Genomic DNA, 14,354 nt, shown 5'->3' with positions numbered 1-14,354 from the left:
CTCGGGCGCGCGCCCCGTCATGGCCGAACCTCTGCCTCCACTTTTTTCCGCCGCGGCTTCGCCGGCCTTCGGGCCCGGCGCGCCGTACGGCTCCGGCGCCGCCGCGAGAGGCCTGCCGGGGGCGGTGGCACCCGTGCCGGAAGCCGGTGCGGGACGGGTCGCGGGCGCGGGGCCAGACGGCCCCCGGGCCACTCGGCGCGGTGATCGGGAAGGGCCCGGCGCGGCATCCGGGCGGCAGAAACGGCACTTGTCGGGTTACCGTTCGAGTGGCCGTTGCGGGCTTGTGCCGTTTGACACGGGGGCGGGTTGTACCGTCACACTCCGCAGCGTCGCCGTACTGCGACCGAGTGCCGACCGGAGAGAAGAGCCAAGTTGTCCCCGACTAGCGAGACCGCAAAGGGCGGCCGCCGACTCGTCATCGTCGAGTCCCCTGCCAAGGCGAAGACGATCAAGGGCTACCTCGGCCCGGGATACGTCGTCGAGGCGAGCGTCGGGCACATCCGCGACCTCCCGAACGGCGCGGCCGAGGTTCCCGACAAGTACACCGGCGAGGTCCGCCGTCTCGGTGTGGACGTCGAGCACGACTTCCAGCCGATCTACGTCGTCAACGCCGACAAGAAGGCCCAGGTCCGCAAGCTCAAGGAGCTGCTGGCCGAGTCCGACGAACTCTTCCTCGCCACCGATGAGGACCGCGAGGGCGAGGCCATCGCGTGGCACCTTCAGGAAGTCCTCAAGCCCAAGGTCCCCGTCCACCGGATGGTCTTCCACGAGATCACCAAGGACGCGATCCGCGACGCCGTCGCCAACCCGCGCGAGCTGAACCAGCGCATGGTCGACGCCCAGGAGACCCGCCGCATCCTCGACCGCCTCTACGGCTACGAGGTCTCGCCGGTGCTGTGGAAGAAGGTCATGCCGCGCCTGTCGGCCGGCCGCGTCCAGTCGGTGGCCACCCGCCTCGTCGTCGAGCGGGAGCGCGAGCGCATCGCCTTCCGCTCCGCCGAGTACTGGGACCTGACCGGGACCTTCTCCACCGGCCGCGCCGGCGACCCGTCCGACCCGTCGTCGCTGGTCGCCCGCCTGAACACGGTGGACGGCAAGCGCGTGGCGCAGGGCCGCGACTTCGGCTCGAACGGGCAGCTCAAGAGCGAGGTGCTGCACCTCGACGAGGCGAACGCCCGGGCGCTCGCCGCCGCGCTGGCGGACACCTCGTTCGCCGTGCGGTCGGTCGAGTCCAAGCCGTACCGCCGGTCCCCGTACGCACCCTTCCGTACGACGACGCTGCAGCAGGAGGCCTCGCGCAAGCTGGGCTTCGGCGCGAAGGCGACGATGCAGGTGGCGCAGAAGCTGTACGAGAACGGCTTCATCACCTACATGCGTACGGACTCCACCACGCTGTCCGACACCGCGGTGGCGGCCGCCCGGGCGCAGGTCACCCAGCTCTACGGGGCCGACTACCTGCCGGAGAAGCCGCGCGTCTACGCGGGCAAGGTCAAGAACGCGCAGGAGGCGCACGAGGCGATCCGCCCCTCGGGTGATCGTTTCCGCACCCCGGCCGAGACGGGCCTGACCGGCGACCAGTTCCGCCTGTACGAGCTCATCTGGAAGCGCACCGTCGCCTCCCAGATGAAGGACGCGACCGGCAACAGCGTCACCGTGAAGATCGGCGGCCGCGCCTCGGACGGCCGCGACGCGGAGTTCAGCGCGTCCGGCAAGACGATCACCTTCCACGGCTTCATGAAGGCGTACGTCGAGGGCGCGGACGACCCGAACGCCGAGCTCGACGACCGCGAGCGGCGCCTGCCGCAGGTCGCGGAGGGCGACGCACTGGCCGCCGAGGAGATCACGGCGGACGGCCACGCGACCAAGCCGCCGGCCCGCTACACCGAGGCCTCGCTGGTCAAGGAGCTCGAGGAGCGCGAGATCGGCCGGCCGTCGACGTACGCGTCGATCATCGGCACGATCCTCGACCGCGGCTACGTCTTCAAGAAGGGCACGGCCCTCGTGCCGTCCTTCCTGTCGTTCGCCGTGGTCAACCTGCTGGAGAAGCACTTCGGGCGGCTCGTCGACTACGACTTCACCGCGAAGATGGAGGACGACCTCGACCGCATCGCGCGGGGCGAGGCCCAGTCCGTGCCGTGGCTGAAGCGCTTCTACTTCGGCTCCGAGGACGCCACCGAGGTCGTACCGGCGGACGGGGACCACCTCGGCGGGCTGAAGGAGCTGGTCACGGACCTGGGCGCGATCGACGCCCGGGAGATCTCCTCCTTCCCGGTCGGCGAGGGCATCGTGCTGCGCGTCGGCCGCTACGGGCCGTACGTGGAGCGGGGCGAGAAGGACGCCGAGGGCCACCAGCGCGCCGACATCCCCGACGACATGGCTCCGGACGAGCTGACGGTCGCCTACGCGGAAGAGCTCTTCGCGAAGCCGAGCGGCGAGTTCCAGCTCGGCAAGGACCCCGTCAGCGGCAACGAGATCGTCGCCAAGGACGGCCGCTACGGCCCCTACGTGACGGAGATCCTGCCCGAGGGCACGCCGAAGACCGGCAAGAACGCGGTCAAGCCGCGGACGGCCTCGCTCTTCAAGACGATGAGCCTGGACACGGTCACGCTCGACGACGCCCTGAAGCTGATGTCGCTGCCGCGTGTCGTCGGTGCGGACGCCGAGGGCGTGGAGATCACCGCGCAGAACGGCCGCTACGGCCCGTACCTGAAGAAGGGCACGGACTCGCGGTCGCTGGAGACCGAGGACCAGCTCTTCACGATCACCCTGGACGAGGCCCTCGCCATCTACGCGCAGCCCAAGCAGCGCGGGCGGGCCGCGGCCAAGCCGCCGCTGAAGGAACTGGGCACGGACCCGGTCAGCGAGAAGCCGGTGGTGGTCAAGGACGGCCGCTTCGGGCCGTACGTGACGGACGGCGAGACGAACGCGACGCTGCGGCGGGACGACGACGTCGAGACGATCACGCCGGAGCGGGGCTACGAGCTGCTCGCGGAGAAGCGGGCCAAGGGCCCGGCCAAGAAGACGGCGAAGAAGACCGCCGCCAAGAAGGCCCCGGCGAAGAAGGCGACCGCGACGAAGACCGCGGCCGCGAAGAAGACGGCGGCCAAGAAGACGACGACCGCCACGAAGACGGCCGCGAAGAAGACCGTCGCGAAGAAGACCGCGGCCAAGAAGACGGCCGCCGCCCCGGCTTCGGACGAGTAGCGGACGAGCAGTCGCCGCGGGAGCCCCACGTGACGCGTGGGGCTCCCGTGTTTCCGCCCCGGTCCACCCCCGGCACGCCCTTCACGCGGGCCGGGCCTGGAAGGTGGGTCCGGGGTCACACCCGGGCTCGTCCACAGGCCTCCGCAGTGGCAAGGCGCAGCGGATAGGCTGGGCGGATGACGCGAGCCGAGCAGCCGGCGGTCGTGACCGCTCCGGCGAACCCCACCTACGACGAAGCCCTAGCCGCGGATTCCCGCGAGCGTGCGGTGCGCGCACTGCTGCGCACCCCCCGGCTGCGCCGCCTGTGGAGCGCCCAGCTGGTGAGCGGCATCGGTGATGCCCTCGCCCTGCTGGTGCTGGTTCTGCTGGCCCTTCAGGCAGCCGCCACCGAGGGGGCCTTCGGCGGCGGATACCGCGGTGCGGCCCTCGCCGTCGCCGCCGTCTTCGGCGTCCGGATCCTCGCCACCCTGCTCTTCGGCGCGGTCCTGCTCGGCCCGCTGGCCGGGCTCGTCGGCGCGAACGGCAAGCTGGACCGCCGCTGGACGATGATCGGAGCCGACGGGGTCCGCATCGCGCTCTTCGTCGTCGCCCCGCTGTGGCTCGACTGGATCCCGGCCCACGCGCTCACCGCGCTGCTGGCCACCGTCTTCGTGTCCGGCGCCGCCGAGCGGCTGTGGACGCTGGCCAAGGAGAGCGCGGCCCCCGCGCTGCTGCCCGAGCCGCCGCCGGAAGGCGCCACCGTACGGCCGCTGCCGGACCACATGGACGCCCTGCGGCGCCTGACCCTGCGCACGGCCTTCGCGGCGCTCCCCGTCGCGGCGGCCGCGTTGCTCGCGGCCACCCTCGTCGGCAAGGCGCTCGGCCTCGGCGTGGACTGGTTCGCCGTGAACCAGGCCGCCCTCGGCTCGTACGTGGCCGCCGGCCTCTTCGCCGCGTCGGTCTCGCTGCTGCTCCCGCTGGTGCTGCCCGACACGGCGACCCCCCGGCCCCGTTCCCCGCTGGAGGGGCTGCGCGCCCCCAAGGCGGGAGACCGGCCGGACAAGGGCCGTACGGGTGCCATCCCCCTGCTGGTCCTGAGCTGCGCCGCCGTCGCCGGAGCGGTCTCCAGCGCCGTCGCCGTGTCCGTGCTGCACGCCTTCGACCTGGGCGGGGGCCCGGCCGCCTTCGCGCTGTTCGTCCTCGCGCTGGTCGGCGGCACCGCCGCCGGCATCCGCGCCACCCAGGCCGGCAAGGTGCTGCCCGGGCTGTCCCGGCGCCGGCTGCTGGCCCTCGCCCTAGCGGTCGCGGGCCTCGCGCTGCTGCTGAGCGGCCTCGTCCCGGACATGGCGACCGCGCTGTTCCTGTCGCTGCTCGCCGGCACCGCCGCGGGCGTCGCGGCCAACAGCGGCCACACCCTGCTGGACCAGGAGACCGAGGAGTTCCGCCGGGCCCGGGTCACCGAGCACCTCCAGGCGGTCGTCCGGGTGGCCGTGGCCCTCGGCGCCGTCGCCGCGCCGGTCCTGGCCGCGGTGATCGGCCCGCACCGGCTCACCGGCGCCGAGGCCGTCCTCTCGCACGGCGGGGCCGCCTTCACCCTGATGCTCGTCGGCGCGCTGCTGCTGCCGGTCGCCGTCGTCGTGCTCACCAAGGCCGACGACCGCAGCGGGGTGCCGCTGCGGCGCGACCTGCGCGACGCGCTGCGCGGCGGGGAGCCCGTCCAGGCCCCCTCCACGACCGGGTTCTTCATCGCGCTGGAAGGCGGCGACGGAGCCGGCAAGTCCACCCAGGTGAAGGCGCTCGCCGAGTGGATACGGGGCAAGGGGCACGAGGTCGTCGTGACCCGGGAGCCGGGGGCCACCCCCGTCGGCAAGCGGCTCCGCTCGATCCTGCTCGACATCTCCTCGGCCGGGCTGTCGAACCGCGCCGAGGCCCTGCTGTACGCGGCGGACCGCGCGGAACACGTGGACACGGTGGTGCGCCCGGCCCTGGAGCGCGGCGCGATCGTCATCTCCGACCGCTACATCGACTCCTCGGTGGCCTACCAGGGCGCCGGCCGCGACCTGTCCCCGACGGAGATCGCCCGGATCTCGCGCTGGGCGACCGACGGGCTCGTGCCGAACCTGACCGTGCTGCTCGACGTGTCGCCGGAGGCGGCGCGGGAGCGGTTCACGGAGGCGCCGGACCGGCTGGAGTCGGAGCCGGCGGAGTTCCACCAGCGGGTGCGGTCCGGCTTCCTCACCCTCGCCGCCGCCGACCCCGGCCGGTACCTGGTGGTCGACGCCGGGCAGGACCCGGACTCGGTGACCACGGTCGTACGGCACCGCCTGGACCGGATGCTGCCGCTCTCCGAAGCCGAGGTGGCCGCGCAGGCGGAGGCCCGGCGCAAGGCCGAGGAGGAGGCCCGGCGCAAGGCCGAGGAGGAGGCGGCGCGCAAGGCCGAGGAAGCACGGCTGCGCGCCGAGGAGGAAGCGCGCAAGGCCCGCGAGGCCGAGGAGGCGCGGATCAGGGCCGAGGCCGAGGCCGCCCGCAAGGCGGAGGAGGAGCGGCTGCGGGCCGAGGAGGAGGCCCGGGCGCGGGCCGAGGCCGAGCGGCTGCGCGTGGAGGCCGAGGCGAAGGCGCGCGCTGCGGAGGCCGAGCGGCTGCGCAGGCAGGCCGAGGAGGAGGCCCGGCTGCGGGCCGAGGCCGAGGAGCGGCGGCTGGAGAAGCAGCGGCGGGCCGAGGAGGCCCTGCTGAAGGCCGAGGAGGCGCGCCGGCTGGTCGAGGCGCAGGCGGCCGAGGCCGCGGCGAAGGCGGCGGCCGCAGCCGCCGCCGCGGAGGCCCGGGCCGCTGCTGCGGCGGCGGCCGAGGCCCCGGCGGCTCCGGCCGCACCGGCGCAGGACTCCGGCGCGGCGGCTCCGGTCGCACCGGCGCAGGGCTCCGGCGCGGCGCCCGCACGCAAGATCGACATGACCAAGGGTGATCCGCACCCGGACGACGCGGTGACGATCGAGACCCCGGCGGTCAAGCGGGTCGTCCGCCCGGACGACGTGACCCAGACCGTCCCGGTGCCGAAGATCGACCCGGCGTCGGCGGCGCCGGCGTCGTCCGCGGCTTCCGCCGTGGACGAGACGGCGGTGCTGCCGCCGGTGCGTCCGGCCGACGAGACGGCGGTGCTTCCGCCCGTACGCCCGGACGCCCCGCAGGGCACCGGCAGCGGCCCGGCCCGGTCCGCCACGCGGCCGACGGCCCGCCGCCCCGAGGAGGACCCGGCCGACCGGGTTCCGTCGGGCATCTTCCGGGACTCCGGCAACGACCGGACGCGGGAGCTCCCGGTCCTGGACGACGACGGCCGGCCGCGCCGTCCCCGGCCGGACTGGGCGGAGGAGACCCCCCTGGACGACCTGCCGACGCTGGCGGACGAGCTGCTGGGCCGCCACCGGGACGACGCCTACGAGGGCGAGGGCGACGAGGGCGACGAGGGCGAACGCGGGAAGCGCCGCCGCCGCTGACGCGGGCGGCGGTACGGGATTGTCGGTGGCGCCCCACACAATGGGTGCACGGAGAGTGAGAGGTGGTGGGCGGGATGCCCGTATGGGACGACCTGGTGGGTCAGGAGCGGATCCAGACGCAGCTGGCCGCCGCCGCCCGCGACGCCGACGCGCTGGTCACGGCCGCCACGGACGGGACCGCGCCGCCGACGGCTTCGAAGATGACCCACGCCTGGCTCTTCACGGGACCGCCGGGATCCGGGCGGGTCACCGCCGCCCGGGCCTTCGCGGCGGCGCTGCAGTGCACCAGCCCGGACCGCGCCCTCGGCGGTGAGCCGGGCTGCGGGTTCTGCGACGGCTGCCACACCACGATGGTCGGCACCCACGCGGACGTCTCCACCGTCGCCGCGGTCGGCAGTCAGATCCTCGTCGACGACATGCGGGACACCGTCCGCAAGTCCTACACGTCCCCCGCCACGGGACGCTGGCAGATCATCCTGGTCGAGGACGCCGAGCGGCTGAACGAGAAGTCCGCCAACGCGGTCCTCAAGGCCGTGGAGGAGCCCGCGTCCCGCACGGTCTGGCTGCTGTGCTCGCCCTCGCTGGAGGACGTGCTGCCCACCATCCGCTCCCGCTGCCGCCACCTCGGCCTCAGCACCCCCTCGGTCGCGGCCGTCGCCGACATGCTGGTGCGGCGCGACGGCGTCGAGCCCGCGGCGGCCCTGGCCGCCGCGCGGGCCACGCAGGGGCACGTCGACCGCGCCCGCCGGCTGGCCACGGACGAGGGTGCCCGGGAACGCAGGGCGACGGTCCTGAAGCTCCCGCTCCGGGTGGACGACGTCGGAGCCTGTCTGAAGGCCGCCCAGGAGCTGGTGGACGCCGCCGGTGAGGACGCCAAGCAGATGGCCGAGGAGGTCGACACCAAGGAGACCGAGGAGCTCCGGGCCGCCCTGGGCGCCGCCGCCGGGACGGGCGGGCGGATGCCGCGCGGTACGGCGGGTGTCATGAAGGAGCTGGAGGACAAGCAGAAGCGGCGCCGGACCCGCACCCAGCGCGACAGCCTCGACCTCGCCCTCACCGACCTGACCGGCTTCTACCGCGACGTCCTGGCCCTCCAGCTCGGTACCGCCGTCGCCATCGCCAACGAGGACGTACGGCAGGACCTGGAGCGCGTCGCCAAGGCCTCCGGACCGGAGCGGACCCTGCGCCGGATCGAGGCGATCATCGCCTGCAGGGACGCCCTCGACCGCAACGTCGCCCCGCTCCTCGCGGTGGAGGCGATGACGATGTCCCTGCGCGCGGGCTGACCGGGAGCCCGGGCCCGGCCGCCCGGCCGGATGCCCCGCCGGGCCACCACGGCGCCGCTGCCGGGCCACCTCCTGGGCCGCTGCAGGGCCACCCCGGCGCCGCTGCCGGGGCCGGGGTGGGGCCCGCTGCCGGGCCACCTCCTGGGCCGTCCAGCGGGTCATCACGGTGCCGATCGGCTCACCCGTACGGGTGAGCCGGCTGCCGGCGCCGGAGCGGGCCCGGTCCGTGCCTCGCCCGGCGAGCACACCGGAAGGTCCGGGTCCGTCCGGCGGACGGGGCCCGCCCGCGCCCCCGACAGGACGTAGGCTCCGGGGATGGACACCAGTCGCGTGCTGCGTACCACCGGGACCGTGATCGCAGCAGCCGGGCTCCTGCTCTCCGGCTGCACCTCGGGCGGACCGGAGACGCTCCGGACCGCCGCGTCCGCGAGAGGGGAGGCCGGCGGCACGCCGTCGGTGCCCCCGTCCCCCGACGCCGCCGCGATGCGCCCGTACTACGAGCAGAAGCTGACCTGGCGCGACTGCGGTGTCCCCGGATTCCAGTGCTCGACCATGAAGGCCCCGCTGGACTACGCGAACCCCGGGTCCGGCGAGGACGTGGACATCGCGGTGGCCCGCCGGGTGGCGACCGGTCCCGGCAAGCGGCTCGGTTCGCTGGTGGTCAACCCGGGCGGCCCCGGCGGCTCCGGCATCGGCTACCTCCAGGCGTACGCGGGCATCGGCTACCCCGCTCCGGTCCGCGCCCGGTACGACATGGTGTCCTTCGACCCGCGCGGCGTGGAACGCAGCAGCCCCGTCGAGTGTCTGAGCGGCCCGGAGATGGACAAGTACACCCAGGTGGACCAGACGCCGGACGACGCGGCCGAGCGGGCCCGCCTGGTGGCGGCCTTCAAGGAGTTCGCGGCGGGCTGCGAGACCCGCTCGAAGCGGGTCCTGCCGCACGTCTCCACCGTCGACGCCGCCCGCGACATGGACCTGCTGCGCGCCGTCCTCGGCGACGGGAAGCTCAACTACGTCGGCGCCTCGTACGGCACACTCCTGGGGGCGACGTACGCGAACCTCTTCCCGGACCGGGTCGGCCGGCTGGTCCTGGACGGCGCGATGGACCCCACGCGGCAGGCGCTCGATCTCAACCGGGACCAGACCGAGGGCTTCGAGACGGCCTTCACCTCCTTCGCCAAGGACTGCGCGAAGCAGCCCGACTGCCCGCTGGGCCAGGGCAGCCCGGAGCAGGTGGCCGACCGCCTGAAGGACTTCTTCCGCAAGCTCGACGCACAGCCCGTGCCCAGCGGCGACGACAAGCGCCCGCTCGGCGAGGCCCTCGCGACGACCGGGGTGATCGCCGCGCTCTACGACGAGAACGCCTGGCCCCAGCTGCGCGAGGCGCTGACCTCGGCGATGAACGGCGACGGATCGGGCCTGCTGGGGCTGGCCGACAGCTACTACGAGCGGGGCGCGGACGGCACGTACGCCAACCTGATGTTCGCGAACGCCGCCGTCAACTGCCTGGACCAGCCCGCGGCCTTCAACGGCCCGGACGCGGTCGACGCGGCCCTCCCCTCCTTCCAGAAGGCCTCCCCGGTCTTCGGCGCCGGCCTGGCCTGGGCCGCCTTGAACTGCGGGTACTGGCCGGTGAAGCCCACGGGCCAGGCGGGGCCGCTGACCGCGAAGGGTGCCGCGCCGATCGTGGTGGTGGGCACCACCCGCGACCCGGCGACCCCGTACAAGTGGGCGCAGGCACTGGCCGGCCAGCTCGAATCGGGCACCCTCCTCACCTACGACGGCGACGGCCACACGGCGTACGGACGCGGCAGCGACTGCATCGACACCGCGATCAACCGCTACCTCCTCGAGGGCAAGCCCCCGGCGGACGGCAAGAAGTGCTGACCCACCGCGCGAACGCGTAGCCCGTTGCCCGTCCGGCCGTGTCCGCCCGACGTGTGACCTGGGACTCGTCCCCGCAGAACCTGGTTCAGGGCACCCGTCGGGACCCTGTAGACTTGGCGCCGCTGCTGATGAGCGATCCCTTCCGAGGGAACACTTGTCTCCCCAGCGGTGCCGCCTTAGCTCAGTTGGCCAGAGCAACGCACTCGTAATGCGTAGGTCTCGGGTTCGAATCCCGAAGGCGGCTCCAGCGAAGCCCCGGGAATCACTCGCCGTGACCCGGGGCTTTTGCTTTTTCGTTTCCGCTCCGGTGGGCCGGGCGGCTCACGGGGAAACCCCAGGGCGGAGGTCCGGCCTGGGGTTTCCGGGTGGGCCGGGGCGCGGTGGGTGCCGCGCCCCGGTGGGTGGGTCAGGCCTCGTCCGCGGTCAGGAGCGCCTTGGCCGCCAGCTGTACGCCGGGGGCGCGCAGGAAGCTGTAGTGGTCGCCGGGCACGCGGACGGTCCGGGTGCCGGTTCCGAGCAGCTGGGTCCACAGCGCCGACAGGTCGGGGGACTGCTCGGCCGAGACCACCACGACGGGGGCCGCCACGGGCTCCGGGCGGTGTCCGCCGATCAGGGTGATGTGGGCCTTGAACACCTGGAACCTGCGGTTGATGTCCTCCTGGACCTCCTCCGCGTCGCCCGAGCCGCCGGTCAGCTTCTCGCCGAACCAGCGCAGCTGCTCGGCCACCGGCGTGGTCTGCGGGTCGGGCAGTTCGCCCGCGTCGGGGCCGAGGGCCCGGGCGCCGTCCAGGACGAACTGGGCGGCGAAGGCCTGCTCGCCCACTCCGGAGACGTCGTCCGCGGAGAAGGGGGTGTCCAGCAGACCGACCAGGGCCACCTGCTGGCCCGCGGCCTCCAGGCGGCGGGCGACCTGCAGGGCGAGCAGACCGCCCATCGACCAGCCGGCCAGGCGGTACGGTCCGGCGGGCTGGGCCTGGCGGACGGCCTCGGTGTACGCGTCGGCCATCTCCCGCAGGTCCTTCCGCGGTTCGCTGCCGGCCCGCAGGCCCGCGGCCTGCACACCGAGCACGCGGTAGCGGCTCTGGAGCTCCTGCATCAGCCCGAAGTACGGGTAGACGGTGCCGCCGACGGCGTGGAAGAGGAACAGCGGGTCGCCGTCGGTGTTCTCCGACAGGGGCACGATGGTGTCCGAGCCGGCGGCGACGGCCGTGGTGCCCGGGGCGGCCGGGCCGGCCACCTCCTCCAGGGCGTCGAGGTCGTCCAGCTCGTCCAGCGGGGCGTCCTCCAGGCCGTGCTTCTGGACCAGGGCCACGGCGAGCCGGGCGGGCGTGGGGGCGAGGAAGATCGCCGTCACGTCCGTGTCGACCCCGAGGTCCTTGCGCAGGCGGGTGATCACCTGCATCGCCTGGAGGGAGTTGCCGCCCATCTCGAAGAAGTTGTCCTCGATGCCCACCCGCGGCAGCTTGAGGATGTCGGAGACGATGTCGGCGAGGACCGTCTCCAGGATGGTGCGCGGGGCGACGTAGTCGCCCGCGTCCCCGGGGCCGTCCGGCGCGGGCAGGGCGGCGCGGTCGACCTTGCCGTTCGCGTTGAGCGGGAAGGTGTCCAGGATGACCAGGTGGGCGGGGACCATGAACGCGGGCAGCTGCTCGCCCAGGTGCGCCCGGAGGTCGCCGACGGTGACGGCCGGCGCGTCGGGGTTGGTCCGCGCGTAGCCGATGAGGTTCTTCTGGCCGGCCTGGTCCTCGCCGACGATGATGATGGCCTGGGCGACGGAGGGGTGGGCGGCGAGCACGGCCTCGATCTCGCCGAGCTCCACCCGCAGGCCGCGGATCTTGACCTGGTGGTCGAGCCGGCCCAGGTACTGCAGGTTGCCGTCCGGCAGACGGCGGGCCAGGTCGCCGGTCTTGTACATGCGCGCGTCGGGGACCTCGCTGAAGGGGTCCGTGACGAAGCGCTCGGCGGTCAGCTCGGGGCGGCCCAGGTAGCCGCGGGTGACGCTGGCGCCGCCGATGTGGAGTTCGCCCGCGACGCCCACCGGGACCGGGTTGAGGTGCTTGTCCAGCACGTACGCCGTGTAGTTCGTCAGGGGCAGGCCGATCGGCGGCGGGTCGATGCCGTCGTCCTGGCACCGGGCCATGGTCGAGCCCACCGTGGTCTCGGTCGGGCCGTAGCCGTTGATGAAGCGCATGCCGGGGCGCGCCCAGTTGCGGACCAGCTCCGAGGAGAAGGCCTCGCCGCCGGCGATGACCACGCGCAGGCTCGGGAACTGCTCCTCGGCCAGCAGGTTCAGCACGGCCGGCGGCAGGCACATGAAGGTGATGCCCTCACCGCGGATCAGGTCGGCCAGCCGCGGCGGGGAGAGCAGGGTCTGCGTGCTGCCGAGGACCAGGGTGGAACCGGACAGCAGCGCGCCGAAGATGTCCAGGACGGACACGTCGAAGTTGAGCGAGGCGAACTGCAGGATCCGGTCCCCCGGGCCGAGCGGCCAGAACTCGATCTCGGCGTAGCAGAAGTTGACGGCGTTGCGGTGCTCGACGACCACGCCCTTGGGGCGGCCGGTGGAGCCCGAGGTGTAGATGACGTAGGCGACGTTCGACGGGTCGGCGGTGGCCTCGACGGCACTGTCGTCCAGCGCGGTGAGGTCGTTCCAGGACCGGTCCAGGTCCAGCACGGTGACGTCGTCGGTCGGCACCGCGGACGCGCTGGCCCCGTCGGTGAGGACGACGGTCATCTTCGCGTCCTCGACCATGAAGGCGAGGCGGTCCGCGGGGTACTCCGGGTCCAGCGGCACGTAGCCGCCGCCGGCCTTGAGGATGCCCATGATGCCGACGATGCGGCGCACGGTGCGCTGCATGCTGACACCGACGAGCGCCTCCGGGCCGACGCCGAGCTCGCGCAGCCGCCGCGCGACCTGGTTGGCGTGGGCGTCGAGCTGGGCGTACGTCAGGCCCTCGCCGTCGAGTTCGACGGCCATGACGTCGGGGTGCGCCGCGACCTTGGCCTCGAAGGCCTGGTGCAGGTTCCAGTCGGGGAACTCGGCCTTGTCGCTGTTCCAGGCGACGAGCTCCTGGTGGAGCTCCGCCTCGGTCATGATCGGCAGCTGCGAGATGCGGGCGTCGGGATCGGTCAGGATGCCGTCGAGCAGCGTCTCGAAGTGGCCGAGCAGACGCTGCGCGGTGGCCGCGTCGTACAGGGCGGTGGCGTAGCTGAGGTTCAGTCCCAGCCGGCCGCCGCTCTCGACGGCGGAGACCAGCAGGTCGAACTTGGCCGCCTCGGCGGGGAGTTCCTCCGAGGCCCAGGTCATGCCGCCGGGCCGCAGATCGCGCTTCTGGTCGTCGGAGAGCATGAAGCCCACCTGGAAGACCGGGGAGCGCGAGGGGTCGCGCGGGGCCTTGGCGGCCTCGACGATCTTCGCGAAGGGCAGGTCCTGGTGTCCGAAGGCGCCCAGCGTGGCGGTCTTGGTGCGCTCCAGGACCTCGCGGAAGGTCGGGTCGCCGGACAGGTCGACCCGGACCGGCAGGGTGTTGATCAGGTAGCCGATCACCGGCTGGAGTTCGGGGCGGCTGCGGTTGGCGCTGACGGTGCCGACCACGATGTCGTCCTGGCCGCTGTAGCGGTGGAGCAGGACGTGGTAGGCGGCCATCAGGGTCATGAACAGGGTCGCGCCCTCGTCGCGGCCGAGCGTGGTGAGCCGGGACAGGACCTTGTCGCCGAGGTCCCTGGACTCCGTGGTCCCCTGGTAGGTCTGGACGAGGGGGCGGGGCCGGTCGGTCGGCAGCTGGAGGACGGGCGCGCCCCGGAGGTTCTCGCTCCAGTACTCGGTGAGCTCCTCCAGCGTCTCGCCCTGCAGCCGGTCGCGCTCCCAGACGGCGAAGTCGGCGAACTGGATGGGCAGCTCGGGCAGCTGCGCGGCCGTCCCGGCGACGGCGCCGGAGTACGACTCGGCCAGCTCCGCCAGCAGCACGGGGAACGAGGAGCCGTCGAAGACGGTGTGGTGGACGGTGATCAGCAGGACGTGGTCCTCGTCGCCCAGCTGCTGCAGGTGCGCCCGGAACAGGGGGCCGCGCTCCAGCTCGAACGGGCGGGACGTCTCCTCCTGGGCGGCGGCGCGCCAGTGCTGCTCGATATCCTCCGCGGCGACGGCCCGCTGGTCCACGAAGGCCAGCTCGACCGGTCCGGCCGGGTCGATCACCTGGACCGGCGCGCCGTCCACGGTGACCAGGCGGGTGCGCAGCGCCTCGTGGCGGGCGACCAGGGAGTCCAGCGCCGCACCGAGGGCCGGGCGGTCGAGGACGCCGGTCATCCGTACCGCACCGGCGATGGTGTAGGTGGATTCCCCGGGGGCCAGCTGGTCGATGAACCAGAGCTGCTCCTGCCCGTAGGAGAGCGGCAGGTCCTGCAGCGCGGGCGAGCGGCGGGGGATCGAGGAGATCGGGGGGGCCGTGCGACGCAGCCTGGCGGTCAGCGCGGCCCGCTGGGAATCGGTCAACATGACTGGTTAGTCCTT

5 protein-coding genes and 1 tRNA gene are annotated in these 14,354 nt (G+C 73.5%); 5 read left to right on the top strand and 1 reads right to left on the bottom strand.

All coding sequences use genetic code 11. The features are described from left to right. Nucleotides 1-372: 372 nt before the first annotated feature. The 5 genes from topA (at nucleotide 373) to IH80_RS0104085 (ending at nucleotide 10,091) form a co-directional block, all read left to right on the top strand. Entirely contained in the window at nucleotides 373-3,204 is a 2,832-nt protein-coding gene (gene topA, locus IH80_RS0104105) for a type I DNA topoisomerase (protein WP_030957759.1), read from the top strand. A 176-nt stretch (nucleotides 3,205-3,380) separates the two neighbouring features. After that, nucleotides 3,381-6,671 carry a dTMP kinase gene (tmk, locus tag IH80_RS0104100; protein ID WP_030957757.1) on the top strand — a complete coding sequence of 1,097 codons (3,291 nt, stop codon included), beginning with the start codon at nucleotides 3,381-3,383 and terminating at the stop codon, nucleotides 6,669-6,671. Nucleotides 6,672-6,745: 74 nt separating this feature from the next. Then, a complete protein-coding gene (locus IH80_RS0104095; protein ID WP_030957756.1) occupies nucleotides 6,746-7,957 on the top strand; it encodes a DNA polymerase III subunit delta' in 1,212 nt (403 codons plus the stop codon). A gap of 315 nt (nucleotides 7,958-8,272) precedes the next feature. After that, the gene (locus tag IH80_RS0104090) at nucleotides 8,273-9,844 is read left to right on the top strand and encodes an alpha/beta hydrolase (protein WP_030957755.1); all 1,572 of its coding nucleotides are present in this window, start codon (nucleotides 8,273-8,275) and stop codon (nucleotides 9,842-9,844) included. Nucleotides 9,845-10,014: 170 nt separating this feature from the next. Then, nucleotides 10,015-10,091: transfer RNA gene (locus IH80_RS0104085), tRNA-Thr, on the top strand. A 159-nt stretch (nucleotides 10,092-10,250) separates the two neighbouring features. On the opposite strand, the gene IH80_RS0104080 is transcribed toward IH80_RS0104085, so the two are convergent. After that, complete coding sequence (locus tag IH80_RS0104080) at nucleotides 10,251-14,339, bottom strand: non-ribosomal peptide synthetase (RefSeq protein ID WP_051808770.1); 4,089 nt, start codon at nucleotides 14,337-14,339, stop codon at nucleotides 10,251-10,253. Between the last annotated feature and the right edge of the window lie 15 nt (nucleotides 14,340-14,354).

The organism is Streptomyces sp. NRRL S-378 (assembly GCF_000720645.1).
Lineage (GTDB): Bacteria > Actinomycetota > Actinomycetes > Streptomycetales > Streptomycetaceae > Streptomyces.
Note: the sequence above shows the minus strand (reverse complement) of the source record. Positions and strands in the feature narration are given on the sequence as shown.

What these genes read in the sequence shown, in the direction of transcription:
- IH80_RS0104090 (WP_030957755.1), top strand. Translation starts at nt 8,273, where the DNA reads ATGGACACCAGTCGCGTGCTGCGTACCACCGGGACCGTGATCGCAGCA.
- IH80_RS0104080 (WP_051808770.1), bottom strand. Translation starts at nt 14,339, where the DNA reads ATGTTGACCGATTCCCAGCGGGCCGCGCTGACCGCCAGGCTGCGTCGC.
- tmk (WP_030957757.1), top strand. Translation starts at nt 3,381, where the DNA reads ATGACGCGAGCCGAGCAGCCGGCGGTCGTGACCGCTCCGGCGAACCCC.
- IH80_RS0104095 (WP_030957756.1), top strand. Translation starts at nt 6,746, where the DNA reads ATGCCCGTATGGGACGACCTGGTGGGTCAGGAGCGGATCCAGACGCAG.